The 14,209-nt window shown below is 50.1% G+C and carries 14 protein-coding genes; 2 read left to right on the top strand and 12 right to left on the bottom strand.

Annotated features, from left to right (window positions below; translation table 11 throughout):
- The first annotated feature begins 161 nt into the window (after positions 1 to 161).
- Positions 162 to 2,180: a tail fiber domain-containing protein gene (locus tag IM638_04635; protein ID MCA6362299.1), complete on the top strand. Its 2,019-nt coding sequence runs from the start codon at positions 162 to 164 to the stop codon at positions 2,178 to 2,180.
- Positions 2,181 to 2,243: 63 nt separating this feature from the next.
- Here the strand turns inward: IM638_04635 and IM638_04630 are convergent, their stop codons facing one another.
- From IM638_04630 to IM638_04575, 12 genes are all read right to left on the bottom strand, one after another.
- Entirely contained in the window at positions 2,244 to 2,909 is a 666-nt protein-coding gene (locus IM638_04630; GenBank protein MCA6362298.1) for a hypothetical protein, read from the bottom strand.
- Between the two features lie 108 nt (positions 2,910 to 3,017).
- On the bottom strand, positions 3,018 to 3,590 hold the full coding sequence (locus tag IM638_04625; GenBank protein ID MCA6362297.1) for a DUF502 domain-containing protein: 573 nt from the start codon (positions 3,588 to 3,590) through the stop codon (positions 3,018 to 3,020).
- A gap of 9 nt (positions 3,591 to 3,599) precedes the next feature.
- Positions 3,600 to 3,950, bottom strand: a complete 351-nt coding sequence (locus IM638_04620) for an MmcQ/YjbR family DNA-binding protein (protein ID MCA6362296.1) — start codon at positions 3,948 to 3,950, stop codon at positions 3,600 to 3,602.
- An 8-nt stretch (positions 3,951 to 3,958) separates the two neighbouring features.
- A complete protein-coding gene (locus IM638_04615; GenBank protein ID MCA6362295.1) occupies positions 3,959 to 4,705 on the bottom strand; it encodes a cyclase family protein in 747 nt (248 codons plus the stop codon).
- A 4-nt stretch (positions 4,706 to 4,709) separates the two neighbouring features.
- Entirely contained in the window at positions 4,710 to 5,357 is a 648-nt protein-coding gene (locus tag IM638_04610) for a hypothetical protein (protein ID MCA6362294.1), read from the bottom strand.
- 51 nt (positions 5,358 to 5,408) lie between these two features.
- Complete coding sequence (gene hemW, locus IM638_04605) at positions 5,409 to 6,533, bottom strand: radical SAM family heme chaperone HemW (GenBank protein MCA6362293.1); 1,125 nt, start codon at positions 6,531 to 6,533, stop codon at positions 5,409 to 5,411.
- A 57-nt stretch (positions 6,534 to 6,590) separates the two neighbouring features.
- Complete coding sequence (locus tag IM638_04600) at positions 6,591 to 7,391, bottom strand: hypothetical protein (protein MCA6362292.1); 801 nt, start codon at positions 7,389 to 7,391, stop codon at positions 6,591 to 6,593.
- Positions 7,388 to 7,933 carry a hypothetical protein gene (locus IM638_04595; protein MCA6362291.1) on the bottom strand — a complete coding sequence of 182 codons (546 nt, stop codon included), beginning with the start codon at positions 7,931 to 7,933 and terminating at the stop codon, positions 7,388 to 7,390. The genes IM638_04600 and IM638_04595 overlap by 4 nt, the downstream gene beginning before the upstream one ends.
- 136 nt (positions 7,934 to 8,069) lie before the next feature.
- Positions 8,070 to 9,305, bottom strand: coding sequence for an S-adenosylmethionine:tRNA ribosyltransferase-isomerase (locus IM638_04590; GenBank protein ID MCA6362290.1), 1,236 nt, complete (start codon positions 9,303 to 9,305; stop codon positions 8,070 to 8,072).
- A gap of 21 nt (positions 9,306 to 9,326) precedes the next feature.
- Positions 9,327 to 10,046, bottom strand: a complete 720-nt coding sequence (locus tag IM638_04585) for a sterol desaturase family protein (GenBank protein MCA6362289.1) — start codon at positions 10,044 to 10,046, stop codon at positions 9,327 to 9,329.
- 189 nt (positions 10,047 to 10,235) lie between these two features.
- Complete coding sequence (locus tag IM638_04580; GenBank protein MCA6362288.1) at positions 10,236 to 12,002, bottom strand: T9SS type A sorting domain-containing protein; 1,767 nt, start codon at positions 12,000 to 12,002, stop codon at positions 10,236 to 10,238.
- Positions 12,003 to 12,192: 190 nt separating this feature from the next.
- Positions 12,193 to 12,726: a GNAT family N-acetyltransferase gene (locus IM638_04575; protein MCA6362287.1), complete on the bottom strand. Its 534-nt coding sequence runs from the start codon at positions 12,724 to 12,726 to the stop codon at positions 12,193 to 12,195.
- A gap of 599 nt (positions 12,727 to 13,325) precedes the next feature.
- Between IM638_04575 and IM638_04570 the strand changes: the two genes are divergently transcribed.
- Complete coding sequence (locus tag IM638_04570; protein ID MCA6362286.1) at positions 13,326 to 14,201, top strand: alpha/beta hydrolase; 876 nt, start codon at positions 13,326 to 13,328, stop codon at positions 14,199 to 14,201.
- Positions 14,202 to 14,209: the final 8 nt, after the last annotated feature.

The following is a 14,209-nucleotide window of genomic DNA, read 5'->3' as shown; positions in this document are numbered from 1 at the left end:
CCGCAGAAACAAAACTGCTTTGGTTTTGTTTTATATGTATTTGTTCGTTTTACAAAAGATTAAAATATTTACAAACATTTGTAATTGGTATTTACTTAGTTTACTTTGGCTCCACCTGATCATAAACTATGGTTCGGGTATAACACCAAAATCTATTACTTATGAAAACAAACAAACGAATTGCTGCTACGGCGGTACTTGGTGCGTTATTATTGCTCAGTTATTCTGAGATGAAAGCGCAATGGCTTGTGGGTGGAAATCCGCTGGCAGCAAATGGAATTTTCGGATCTACTACCAATTTTGATGTAATTATGCAGCGCGGAGGTATTGAGCGCATGCGTTTAACATCTACCGGTGTTACAGTCGGACTACCTAATCCTGCGCTTGATCCGCTTGATGTACGTGGTGGTATCCGTGTGCAGGACGGCGGTGGTTTATTTGCCCGCCTCTATGTAAATGGTAGTCGTACGGAATTTAATTGCCGCACAGATCAGGCAAATTTATATAATGGAAGTAATATTAACGTAATTGGCAATGCAGGTGTTGCAGGTACTTTTTTCCGCATTCAGGCGGGTACCGAAGCTGCATCAAGCAATATCTTTACTGCTACCGGCGACCGCTTTGTGGGCGTTCGTACTACAGCTCCGTCGGCAGTATTTCAGGTATTCGGCGGACAGATTTCGCAGTTGCAGACAGGAACTTTCGGCAACTTTGCAAACGGTAATGAATGGATTGGTTTAGGCATTGCCGGTACACAGGCAGTACCGATTTCTTCGGTATTTGGTATGGCTATGTCGCGGGGTGCTTCGGCGGGTTATTTCAATCTGGTAAACAGCCCGGTATTTTTGGGTACAGAAGACCTTGTTATCGGATTTGGAGGCGAAGGCGCCACACCCGATGCTAACCAGCGCATGCGCATCAGAAATATCCGCACTAACGGTGCAACAGCGCCTGTGAATAAAGATCTGATGGTGTTTAACGCCAATGGTTTTGCAGGTATAAATGGAGATCCCGGTACCGTGGCTTTTTTGGTTGATGCTTCACCCACAGCCATTTCAAATACGCTGCCTTCGGTATTCCGCGCCATTACTGTTGTTACCGACGGAAGTTTTATAAATCCGGCAACCGTTAAGTTCGCTTCTATCGGACAAGAGGGTAATACAACACTTGCTACCAATGATATTGTGGGGCTTCGCGCTCAAAATGGCGATGCCGGATTCAATGCGCAGGTAAACGGCAATACCGCCGAAATTACCTGGCAGGATTTACAGTTCAGCAGCAATGTATCAACAGCAGGCGCTTCACAGGATCGTCTTACCTTCAACTTCCGTAACAACGTTAATGCTAATAACTCTACCACCAAGCGTGAGGTGATGACTATTCTGGCCAACGGCCGTGTAGGTATTAACACCGCGGCTCCGGTAAATGCAGGAACCTTTAACGTGTCGCCTTCACCTGGCGGCACACTTGATTTTTATCTTGATGTACAGGGTGGCGTGCGTGCTGAAGGCTACTTTGCTTTCTCCGATCAGCGCTACAAATCATCTATCCAGACCATCGAAAATCCGATGGAGCGTATTATGAAAATGCGCGGTACCAGCTATGTATTCAACTCGCCGGGCAACCAAGAAGGCACTCCGGGTGTAGCGCAAATCGGATTTATTGCACAGGAACTTGCTCAGGTTGTACCTGAAGTGGTAGCTGTGGGTGATGACGGTGTTTACGCTGTAAACTACGGTGCCATTACTCCGCTGCTTGTAGAAGGTATGAAAGTACAACAGCAGCAGATTGTAACACAGGAAGACAAAATTTCGCAGCAGCAGGCTCAGATTGATGCACTCAAAGCAGAGATTGCCGCTATGAAAGGCAACACCATTACCAACGACGGTGTGCAGGCTCCGCTTGAAGTAAATCCTTCACTTGGTTCATTGCAGCAGAACGTACCCAATCCGTTCAACCAGCAAACGGTAATCAACTTCAACGTGGCGCAGAACGCAGGTGTAGCCAGCATGATCATTTACGATCTCAACGGCCGTCAGATCCGCGCTGAGCAGATCAACCAGCGCGGTGCCGGTCAGTTTGTAATCAACGCAAACGAACTTGCTCCGGGCATGTATATCTACACACTTATTGTTGACGGCAAAGCAGCCGACAGCAAGCGTATGATTGTAACCGAGTAATACCGCAACAATTAAAAACGGCAGCCACTTTTTTGCGGCTGCCGTTTTTTTATGAGGTATCGCTTAATCGATCTTTGCTTCGCGGGCAAGAATTTCGTCGAGTGCTTTTTGTGCAGCATCTACCTCCGCTTTTTTCTTTGCCTGATCGCTTTCGTTGGTTTTTATATCGTCTTCGGCCTTTTTGATTTTTTCTTTATAGGTTTCAATATCGTTTTTCAGGTCTTTGTTTTTCTTCTCCAGATCGGCCTGCTGGTCTTTGAGGTTGTCCACTTTTTTCTGCGCAGCTTTGCGAATGCCGGCTACCGCTTCCTTCGTCATTTGCAGGGCAAAGTCGCGTACAATTTTCTCGGCCACTTTATATTTATCGCTATGCTCTTTTGAGTTCAGCCAGGCACCGCCCAGATCAAAACCCACAATGAGTTTCGATTCAGTATCACTTACTTTTTCTACCCGCGCATAAATATCCATCGGGTCATTCCCGCCCATTTCCTTGATGAGCGCATTATCGGCAAAAATTTCCTTTTTCGAACTCACCTTCGCATCGTAGCCTTTCATTTTCGATTTCCATTCCTTCTCAATATCATCCGGTTTGGCATCGTAAATGGTTACCACCAGCGCATTGTGCGAACCTCCGCCAATGTTTTCGTTCGATTCTTTAACGTTTATTTTCTGGGCATGTGCCACAACGGCAGCAAGCAGCACCACTGCTAGTACAAAAACTTTTTTCATAATCGTGTGTGTTAAATTCCGGTTCAATTCTGTACAGGAAAGGTCGTAAAAACTATGGAGTTTTTCATGCTTTACGACATAAATAAATAGGCGTAGCTACACCTATTCTCAGTTAATTTCCGAAACACCGCCCGAAAGAATAAACTTCATGGCATCGCCTGCAGGTACATCCAGTTCGCGCACACGCGAGCGGGGCACAATGACCACTTTTCCCGAAACGGCATACGAAGCAGGCAGATACACTGACACAAAACCTTCTTCGATACCCATTTCCGAAAGATTCTCCTGCGTCATAAACCCAAGTTCATAAATCTCATTCTCATCGTTTATACGCACCAGCACCGGATGTGTAAACCGTTTACGGTTGCCGATAAATGCGGCTAGAATATCTTTGATGGGTGTATAAATGAGTTTTACGCCGGGGGTATTTTCAAGTACATTTTCCGTGGCACGCAGCACAAAATTGGCAATTACACTTGATGCAAATACGCCAATGAGCACTACTGCTAAAATAGCCAGCAATGTAAAAAGTGCCGGATCCACATAGGGATGGATCACCACATCAAACTCAGCGAAAAGTGCGCGAAGCCAGATGAAAATGCGGTACAGCACAAGTGCAGTAATGCCCAGCGGCACAATCACTAAAATTCCCTGAAGGAAGTAACGCGCTATTGTTTTCACGTGTATGGATTATTGCAATGTATCGCGCTGCTTTTTGGGCAGGCTGTTTCGGATAAGTTCGTACGAATGATCGATGAGTTCGAGCAGCAGTTTTTTGGGTACCGAACCGTCGGCCACCACGGTGTTCCAGTGCTGTTTGTTCATGTGGTAACCGGGCTTTATGCTGTCGTACCTGCCGCGAAGTTCAACCGCACGCTCCGGATCGCATTTGGCGTTAAACTGCGGAGGCTGGGCGCTTACGGGTGTGAGCAGGAAAATTTTGCCCAGCACACGAAATACAAGCACCTCACTGTCGAACGGAAAATCTTCGGTGGTGCCGGGTTTGCTGAGGCAGTATTCGCGGAGCTCTTCAATGTGCATGGCCTGAGTTAATTTACAATGCGGTACAGCACCGGCCGGCTGGGCACGGCATCATTTTCTATGGCTGCGGTTTGCAGGTTGAGCAGATAGGCGCCGTCAAACACATCGTTGGGCACATACACAAGCTCGGTAATGGTGCAGTGGCGGCGTGTGTTTTCGGGATAATTCCAAAATGTTTTGTGTGCTGATAATGCGCCGCCATCCACTTCGCGGTCAACCGAAGGCAAATCAATGAGCAGGTGTTCCACGGCCATTTCGGCCAGCAGCAAAGCCGCGTCGGCAGCGAGGTAGGGCGGATTGGTGTTCGACCAGTTGGTGGTGCGTTTTACTTCGGGATTGGCAATGGTGCGCAACACCACGGCTTCGGGTGTTTTGCCTTCGAGCAGCGTGCGCAGCTGGCGACGTGTAATTACGAAGTCGCCGTTGTCGAGCTGTTCGGGCAATACGGTAATCAGCTCGGCCACGTAAAATGCGCGGTTTACAATGCCATTCACCGTTTCGCCCTCAGGGGTAATGTGGCCCACACTTTCGGTATGTGTGCCGTGCGCGTGCGGATTGAAAAATACATTTTTAAAATTCACCGAGCCGCCCTGCTTTACTTCGCCCACCCAGTCGCCCATACGCACAGGTTCAATAACGGGCGGCGCTGCATACCATGCGCGTACACCCGCAGGCGCCACGGCAATGGAAATATCAAAGCCTTTGTGCAAATCGGCTTTAATGTTGCGGCCTTTGTGGTTGATGGTGGCAAACATACAATCAGGGCAAAAGTGAATAATCAATCAGCAGTCCATCTTCATCACGCCACTGAATCCAGGCCGATTTGATTTTTGTAGTACCGTCGGCACATTTCTCGCGCGTTTCAATTTCCATCCATTGCCCCAGTATCTTCACCGGTTTAAAACAATCGGCATAATTCATATCCCACGGCAAAATAATGGTGCTTGCCTGAAATTTACGCAGCGGATTGGTTTCGCGCTTCAATCGTATTACACTCGTGGCACGCAGCAATTCATCAGCCCAGTCGTAAAAGTCGAGCCCGTCAACCTTGCGCAGCCAGTAGGTCTGATGCGTGCCGTTGTTTGTCATTACCTGATACCACCCGGTTTCACGGCTCAGCACCCGCATCGAAAACAACAGATTCTCCGGTTTCAGCAACTCAGGCTTCAGCCAGTTGTCGGTATTGGGCGTTTCGAGTTTTGCGGTTTTAGTTTTTCCTTTTCCGCTTACGGTAAACGTAATGGTTTTGGCTGGTGCTGCTTTATCGTTTCGTTCGGGATAGAGTTTTATTTCGGTGAGCAGCTCAAAATTCAGGTGCATCACCCCCATGCCGTAGTGTGCATCAAAAGTGCCGGTAGCATTAAGCGGGGCAGCGGCGAGGAGAAGAAAAACTAAAATTGATTTCATACGATGACTAATTACGCGCCAAACCGGCGCAGGTGAAGCATTACAACAAAGCTACACAACAAACAGTGAGGCGGCAATGCGGTCGGCCAGCAATTTGCCGGAGGCGCTGAGAAACCATTTTCCGTTTTCAAAACGCAGATCGCCGCTGCGCAGCCAGGTTGTGGCTTCGGTGCGGAAATCGCCTGCAAATTCGGCAAAGCGGTTTTGCAGCTCGGTATCTTCAATGCCCCACGAAGTGCGCAGGCGTGTAAGCACAAACTCGTTGTAGCTTTCGTTGTGGCTTAGTTCTTCAATTATGGCTGCGGTTTGGTTTGCAGCAATACGGCGCAGATATTCGCTGTTGTTTGCTATGTTGTGGCTGCGCTGTTCACCGTTATAACTGTGTGCCGAAGGACCGATGCCGAGGTACGGTTTGTTTTTCCAGTAGCTGCTGTTGTGCCTTGCTTCCCAGCCCGGCAGCGAAAAGTTGGAAATTTCGTAGTGCAGAAAACCTGCGTCGGCTGCACGCTCGGTGAGCAGAATGAACTGCTGTTCGCACACGGCATCGTTGGGCGGCTGCACAAATCCTTTCGATACCTGCCAGGCCAGCGCCGTTTTGGGCTCTACCGTTAGGTTGTAGCACGAAAGATGCTGCATACCCAATGCAAACGCCTGATCGAGATTACGCAGCCAGTCGGCATTACTCAGGCCCGGAATGCCGTAAATCAGATCAATGGAAAGGTTGGTAATGCCTGCATCCTGCGCACGCTGCACCACGCGTTTTGCATCGGCAGCGGTGTGTGCGCGGTTCATCAGCTGCAGATCATCGTCGCGAAACGACTGTATGCCAATGCTGAGACGATTTACCGGTGTATGACGCAGCATGCGCAGATAGGTTTCGGTAAGATCATCGGGATTGGCTTCGAGCGTAATTTCGGCATCAGGCGCAATGGAAAAATGCTCACCGATAGCGTCAAAAATCCGCAGCAGTTCATCGCTGTTGAGCAGCGAGGGTGTGCCGCCGCCAAAGTAAATGGTTTCGAGCGGCACTGCAGGCAATTCACTTTTGCGCATGCGCAGCTCATCAACCAGTGCGGCTGTCATTTCGCCCCGCCGCTGCTGCGAGGTGGAGAAATGAAAATCACAGTAATGGCAAGCCTGTTTGCAAAACGGAATGTGCAGGTAAAGGTGCGGCATGTGCGTTTGGTTCCTGCACGAATTTACCGTTTAATTTTTGGTTGTATCGTCAGGAATTTACGCTTTTGGCACACGTACACGCCGGGGCGGCTCAGTAGCAGTAATGCCTTCGCCTGTATGCGGCTCCGGCAACTTCGGCGAAGGCAGGGGAGAATTTCCGGCCGTAGTTTTGCCCCAGAGTTTCACCTTCAACGCCTCATACACACTATCACGCGCACGCACTACCGAATCATAAACCGGCGTGTAAAGCATGGTAATCGTGTAGGATAAAGCACTAATATCCCAACGCAAAGGCTGGTCATACATAATCATCGGCACGCCACCGGTTACAATGATATGTGGGGAGAATGGATTAACTAATGTCAGCGAATCAATATTCACCCAAACCTGTGTATTGATGTAGGGTGAGTTAACGGTATCGGGCAATGCGCATTTCACATTGTTCGCAACGGGTGCGGAAGAAATTGAATCGTTCGTATGCGGGTTGCCGAATGCGTGCGCGGCTTGTTGTGTGGACGTATCCTGCGCGTTAGTGTGCTGTTGCGCAAACGCATGTTTACTCCACAAGCTCAGCGGCAGCAGTACGGCCGCTTTCCACCACGCGGCTTTTTGCGTTTTCTCCGGCAGCAATTTCATTGGCCGGTTGAGCTGCTCCTGTGTAAACTGCCCGCAGGGTTTTTGTGCGGCATGCTGCTGAAAGTAACTCACAATTTCATCCTCACTCATCGCCGTAAAGTCGGTCACAATTTTCGCGCATGAATTGCAGTGGCGACGAAATTCATCCACACGCCGCATTTCCTGCCAGGGCACATGGCAGGGTTCGGGAATGGAAATGGTGAGGTGAGTTCGCCTGCTCATGCGCGCGGATTATTTTTTGGTCGCTTGCGCGATTCGGGTACTGCGATGCGTGTTTCGGGAGGAAGAATGCCTGCGTGTGAACCGGATGAGGGATGATGTACGGCGAGTTCCTGTTTTTGCGGCGTAAAGCGTTGGGTAATCATTGCGGCAATGGTGCGCAATCGCTGTGCATATAAATACGCTTCGTAGTCGAAAACAACATTACTTTGAGCCGCAATGCATTCAATGGGTGTGTAATCGGCTATCGTAAATTCGGGTATTGTTAGTGTGTTACTAAATGTGACTGCTGCCCTGTCATAAACATATTCTTCAGGGGCTAAATATCTGCAGTTCGCTAATCCGACAACGTCAACCCAGTTGTACAACTCCGTAGTTGCTGTATCTGCAAGCATCAAATCGGTGGCGGCAAAAGAATCATTCATCACCACATCGGCATTATTTTCTAATACAATCAACGCCAGTTGCACAGAGTCCTTTTCAGCAGTAGTGAACGAACTTAAATCCGTTTGCGCGGTTTGTTGTGCATTGAGCGATGCGCACAAAAGTGAAAGAGGCAGCATTACTGCAGCTTTATACCACAATGTAGTGCAAGGCTCCGGAATGGAGAAACCGGGGAGTCGGGGTTGGGTCATACATTAAAATTAGTCCAAACCGCCGCAATAACCAAGCCGCAAACCGTTAATTACGGAATAAAATACTCGAATCGCCGTAACTTAAAAAGCGATAATCGTGCGCCAGCGCGTAGTCATACACCTTACGGAAATCGCCGCCAATGAAGGCCGCCACAAGCAGCAGCAGTGTGCTTTGCGGCTGGTGGAAGTTTGTAATCAGCGCATCGGCCACGCGGAAGGTATAGCCCGGTGCAATAAGCAGCTGCGTGTAGCCCTGCACCTGCGCATGGTTGTTTTCCACCATCCAGTCGTAAATGGCACGCAGCGCAATGGCAGCGGGCACATCGGGGCCACCGGCATACGGTTCCCATTGCTCCACAAACAGCGCATCGCGGTAGCGCCCGGGCTCGGTTACTAATTGCCGGCCAAACCAGTAAAGGCTTTCCACTGTACGCAGCGCCGTAGTGCCCACCACCGTTACCGGCTTTTTACCGATGCAGGCAATAAGCTGCTCCACCAGCGCACGCGTGACAATAATCTGCTCGCGGTGCATGTCATGCCCGGCCATTTGCTCGGCTTTTACGGGCTTGAATGTGCCGGCACCTACGTGCAGCGTTACTTCGCCAAGCTCGGTGCCGTTTTGCCGCAACGCATCCAGCACGCGCGGCGTAAAATGCAGTCCGGCTGTAGGCGCCGCCACCGAGCCGTTGTGCTGTGCGTAAATGGTCTGGTAGCGCTCGGCATCGTCGCTTTCCTCGTCGCGTTTCATGTAGGGTGGCAGCGGTATGCGTCCGGCTGCATCCAGTATTTCGGCAAACGTGAGTGCGGCGGGCGACCAGTGCAGTGCAATTTTCCATTGCTCGCCGTCGGCCTCCAGGCGCTCGGCAAAAAGCGTGGCGCCTTCGCTGCCGGGCAGTTGCAGCTGCAGCATTTCGCCGGGCTTCCAGCGCTTGCCGTTGCCCACAAAGCAGCGCACGGTTACACGCTCGCGCGCATGCAGCAGCCGCACAAAATCAACCGACGGATCGGCCGCATCCGTGCAAAAGAGCTCAATTGCTGCGCCGCTTTCGCGCTGCATCTGCAAACGTGCGCGCACCACACGCGTGGTATTGAAAACGAGCAGACCGCCCGGCGGCAATACCTCCGGCAGTTCGCGGAAAATGCGCGTGGCAATTTCACCGCCTTTGTACACCAGCAGTTTTGAGGCATCGCGTTCGGGCAGCGGATGCTGCGCAATGCGCGCTTCGGGCAGGTCGTAGGTGTAATCGAAAATCGAAATTGCGCGCGGATCAGTGGTACTCATGCCGCAAAAGTACGCATCCGCTTACTCTTTGTGCACATCCTTAAACTGCAGCATGTCTTTTAATCTCAGTTCCTTCTCCGTATCAAACCCGCATGAGGTGGTAAATTCTTTCGGATTGCTGTATGTGCCAAACAACATATCCCACCACACAATATCACCATAGTTGCTTGTGTGCTTTTCGTATTCGTGGTGAATGCGGTGCATTTCCGGACGTTGAAAAATGTAGCCGATCCACTGCGGCGTTTTTACATTGGTGTGGTAAAAAAATTCGCCAAGCGCCGTGCAAAGCGTGTACACAGCACCCGCTTCCGGACTCAGCCCAAGTGTGGTGTACACTAGCAAACTGCCTATAATGGAATTCACCGTCATCTCAAGCGGATGTTTGTAAAACGACGTAATCACTTCTATCCGTTGCGGACTGTGATGGATCTGATGAAAATGCGTCCACAAAAAATCAACCGTATGCCGCCAGCGGTGCCACCAGTAAAAAATAAACGTGGCAATAAAGTAGGCAATGATTCCGCCCCAAACCGGCCCTGTAAGTTCAGAAAGATGAAAAATACTTACCGACGATAGCCAGATTTCCCACGAATATCCCGCAAGCACCACCACACCCAGCTGCACAAAATTTATGGCCAGCACGCGTATGGTCCAGGTGGGCACTTCGGGAAGTTTCCATCCCGGAAAAAGCCGCTCAATCAGAAAGCAGCAGGCAAAACAAATGAAGATTACGGGCAGCATGGCGGAGGTTTTGTGTGTGGCACGAAACTACATGCGATGTGCGGAATGAGTTGTCAACGAATGTGAAAGGAAAACAAAAGATGTGAATGAAATTGTCTTCGTCCAGTTAAATAATAAAACAGGCAACAGTAATTATCTACTGTTGCCTGCCGGTTTGCCGGTGCGGCACTCAATTCGCCGGAATATCTGTTATTCTACTATTAGCCGGAGTACATTCATCGATGCACCGTCGTAAACGCGCACCAGATACACACCAGTAGCCAGTGCTTCGCGCAAACCAATTGTCTGCTGCTGTTTGCCCGCAGCCGCCTGGTGGGTGATGCGATCCACAATGCGTCCGTCGGCAGCATGAATTTCTATCAGCAGTTCGGTGGTCTCGTTGTAAGCGGTTTGCAGTTGAAATGCTCTTGCGTCTTTGCTCAGCGGATTGGGCGAAAGCGTTTGCGTGGCTGCATTTGTGTTTTGCTGTGAAACAGTTTGTCGTGCATTGCTGGCTCCGGCAATAGACGGTGTGGAGCAGAACGGATAATCACCAAACGGGCCAAGATTGGTAATGGTAAGCGGAAACGAACTGAGCGGCCCGGGCATGCTTCCGCCCACGGCCCAATGCGCCGTGTACCAGCTGTTGCTTGCTGTGGGGAAAATGTTTTCGTTGCAGGCCACCGCACCGTCGAAGTATGCCTTTACCATAAACAAATCGCCGGGAAAGCCCGATAGAAATGCACTTCCGTCAGATCCGTAAAGTGCAAGGCCATCGTCGGGTGTGTTTTGCACAAGGCCCACTGCTACCGTGTGCTGGAAACCGGGATTGTTGTAGGTAAACTCAAACAACGCATTGCCCGCATCGTCGCATTTAAAGCCAAGAAAATCCTGATCGCCCGAAGTGTAGCCCATACCTGCAGTGCCGGAGAGATAGTACTCATACGTGCCGCTTGTGTTCAGGCGTTCTTCTACGTCTGATACGGTGGCGTTGCCGTTGCGGTAAATAAGTTCGTTTGTCCACAGCACATTGCCGTCGGTATCTATTTTCAGCAGCCACGGCAGCGGCTGGGTGTAGGTTTGCATAAAATCGCTGTTGCCTGCAATTACAAACCCCTGCGCTCCGCCTGATCCGGATGAGCCTGTGGTAATGGCTTCAAAATAATCCACGCCGCGGTTATCATAAAACACCACACGGTCCGACGCGCCCGACCACAGCGTTACGGGAATGAAATTTCCGTTGGCCGGATCGGCTTTAAACATAAACCCGTTGCGCACGGTGTTTATTGAGTTGTTGCCCACCACAATGAGTTCGTTGCCGTACGGCGAGCAGATAATTTCTACCGGAATGTTTGCATCGGTTTGTGTCGGGCTCAGGTCGTAGGTCTCTGTCCACACGGTAGTGTTTGTTTGCCAGTTGTAGCAAATAATAAACGGACGTATATCGGTAAAGTTGGGAGCAAGCACATAGCCGGTTACAAACATTTCGGCCGGGTTGTAGGCCGATATGCAGGCCGACGAAGCATAGGCATTCTGAAAGCCGGCATCCACAAAGCCCACGGTAGAAAAGAATCCGCCGCCGCCTGAAGCGGCACCAATATAAATTTCCTGCGCGTTGCCCGGAGCAATGCGGGTTGAATTGCCCACCACCAAAATGCGGTTGCTGGCCGTGTGCAGCACTTTTACCGGATCGGTATAGAGTGTGGTGGCACCATTAAACAACCGGTAGCCATTGTTGAAAGCTGTAGCACCAAGAATATCGCCGTTGTTGTTGGTGCGGGTCAGTGTCATGTCGCCGCCGCCAAACACATCGGTGTGCCCGGCAAGCAGATGGCCGTCAAGGCCCGTTACCGAAGGAATTCCATCGCGCAGTACATCGCAGCCGCCACCAATTCCGCCGTAGGCGCGCTCGTAATACTGCGCACACAAAGCCCCCGATACAAGCAGGGGCGCCATAAGTAAACAGATTTTTTTCATGGGTATGAAATTTTAGTTTGCTCACAAGTAAGTACCAAAATTTCACCGGTTCAAGTTAAATAATGTAGTCTGCGGTTTTCGTTGTGTAACCTGCCCGAAATCCTGCGTAGTTTACATTGGCGCACTGTTTGGCTGCAGGTACAACTGCCTGCCCCACATGTGTTTGTAAACGTTTATGGTGCGTGTGCTGCTATAAATGCTTCACCCAGATGGCCGAATCCCACCAGCGCTCAAAGAAGTAATTTTCGCGGTAATGCGCTTCCTGCACAAAGCCCAGCTTTTCGAGCACGCGTTTGCTGGCGGTGTGGCCGGGGTCTATGTTGGCGGTCACGGTGTGCAGCTGGTAACGTGCGGCGGTCTGCGCAATCAGGGGTTGCATGGCTTCGGTCATGTAGCCGCGGTTCCAGAAGGCCGGCAAAAGTTCGTAGCCAATTTCGCCGCTGTGGTGGGTGTGGTCAATGTGTTTGAATCCGGCCGTGCCAATGAGCTGGCCGGTTTCCTTCCATGCAATGCCCACCCGAAAGCCGCGTTGCAAGGCTTCCAGTTTGCGCCAGTGAAAGAGCAGGGCTTCGGCTTCATCAGGTGTAGTGAATACGGCTGCGCCGCGCCAGGCCATCATTTCGGGGGTGGAGTAGAAGGTGTAAATGGCGGGGGCATCTGCTGCGCGCAGCGGACGCAGGAGGAGGTTGGGTGTTTGGTGGTGCAGGTGCATGGTGTTATTCACACATGCAAGGTAGCAAAAGGTTGTGTTGACTTTGTGTATTCATAACCTACTGTATTCAAATGAGGTGGAGCGAAGCTTAGAGTGCATTAAAATACGGCTCGGTTCCCGTGCTCCGCTATACTCCTCGGAGTTATTTACATAAACAGCTTTCTACACCTGTGGGGTGCCGCTACGCCCGGGGCTGGAAATTCATTTGGTTCGGTGCGGTAAATTGTAAATTCTGGATTATTAGTCAAAAGAAGAGATATAAATGTGAAAGCACATCACGCTGGTGAAGCATTGGTAATATCATTTACCAGTTCTGATGATGGGGAGTTGAATATAGATACATTGTATTTTCCCAATACTTCGCTAAATGCTTTTTTTGGTAAGTCCGGCCAGTTCCGCCGCCTGACCAAGCAACAGCTTGCCTTGCTCATACATGGCGAGTAGAAACAAATAGAGCGGCCTTTATAATAATACAGTATGGAAAAGAGGATTCATTTTGTATCTCCTTCGGCAATATCCCATCCTACAAACACCACTCATATAAAAATCACCCCGCACACATTTTTCTAAACGACATTCCACCTACATTGCCTGCAAAATTTAACGCAGCAATGTTCAATAGCAATTTCATCGATCATCTTCGTTTTGCCCGAAAACCCACAACTGCATACTGGAATATCAACGCCACGTTGCTTGATACTGACTTTGGCACTGTACGCGTATTTGATACCGGCGGCGAGAAGCCTGTGCTGATTAATGCGCCCGACGGACCGAATGTAATTGAACATCAGCTTGCGTTGATTGAACAGCTTTCAAAATCATTCCGGGTAATTTGTTTTGAGTTTCCCGGTGTGGGTTTTTCCTATCCTTCACGCCGCTTCAATTATTCGATTGATCATGGCGCCGCGCTTATTCTGCAGGTTATGGATATACTTGGTATTGCGCGTGCGGTGTTTGCCTTTTCGTGCTCAAACGGCTACTACGCCATAAAAGCCACCGAACGTTTTCCCGAACGTGTAACACATCTTTTTCTCTCACAAACACCATCGTTTGAAGCACTGCAGCAATGGAGCGAAAAATCAATCCCTAAATCGCTGCGGGTGCCTGTGCTCGGACAAACGATGAATGCGGTGTATGCCAAAAAGTTTGCAGCAATCTGGTACAAATATGCCCTGCCCAAAGGAGCCAACAGAAATCCGTTTGTACAAACTGCACACCATGCACTCGGCCAACGCGGCTGCTTCTGTCTCTCAGGACTGGTGCAGGGCTTAAACCGCGAATCATCGGCCTCGCTTCATCCTTTACACGCGCCAGCCACATTGGTTTGGGGTAAACTTGATTTCACACACCGCCATACCGCCCCCGACACAATTCACACACATTTGCCGGGCTGCGAAATTATTGAGTTTGCACAGTGTGGTCATTTCCCTGAACTTGAAAATACTACACAGTATGCCACACTTATTCGTGAGCGGGTTTTGCGGTAATGAAAAAA

The organism is Bacteroidota bacterium (genome assembly GCA_020402865.1).
Lineage (GTDB): Bacteria > Bacteroidota > Bacteroidia > Palsa-965 > Palsa-965.
This window is presented reverse-complemented; position numbering and strand designations above follow the sequence as displayed.

Excerpts from the sequence above, each read along its gene's own strand:
- IM638_04600 (MCA6362292.1), bottom strand. The coding sequence starts at position 7,391 with ATGAGCAGGCGAACTCACCTCACCATTTCCATTCCCGAACCCTGCCAT.
- IM638_04570 (MCA6362286.1), top strand. The coding sequence starts at position 13,326 with ATGTTCAATAGCAATTTCATCGATCATCTTCGTTTTGCCCGAAAACCC.
- IM638_04630 (MCA6362298.1), bottom strand. The coding sequence starts at position 2,909 with ATGAAAAAAGTTTTTGTACTAGCAGTGGTGCTGCTTGCTGCCGTTGTG.
- IM638_04580 (MCA6362288.1), bottom strand. The coding sequence starts at position 12,002 with ATGAAAAAAATCTGTTTACTTATGGCGCCCCTGCTTGTATCGGGGGCT.
- IM638_04635 (MCA6362299.1), top strand. The coding sequence starts at position 162 with ATGAAAACAAACAAACGAATTGCTGCTACGGCGGTACTTGGTGCGTTA.
- IM638_04610 (MCA6362294.1), bottom strand. The coding sequence starts at position 5,357 with ATGAAATCAATTTTAGTTTTTCTTCTCCTCGCCGCTGCCCCGCTTAAT.
- IM638_04615 (MCA6362295.1), bottom strand. The coding sequence starts at position 4,705 with ATGTTTGCCACCATCAACCACAAAGGCCGCAACATTAAAGCCGATTTG.
- IM638_04585 (MCA6362289.1), bottom strand. The coding sequence starts at position 10,046 with ATGCTGCCCGTAATCTTCATTTGTTTTGCCTGCTGCTTTCTGATTGAG.
- hemW (MCA6362293.1), bottom strand. The coding sequence starts at position 6,533 with ATGCCGCACCTTTACCTGCACATTCCGTTTTGCAAACAGGCTTGCCAT.
- IM638_04590 (MCA6362290.1), bottom strand. The coding sequence starts at position 9,305 with ATGAGTACCACTGATCCGCGCGCAATTTCGATTTTCGATTACACCTAC.
- IM638_04620 (MCA6362296.1), bottom strand. The coding sequence starts at position 3,950 with ATGCACATTGAAGAGCTCCGCGAATACTGCCTCAGCAAACCCGGCACC.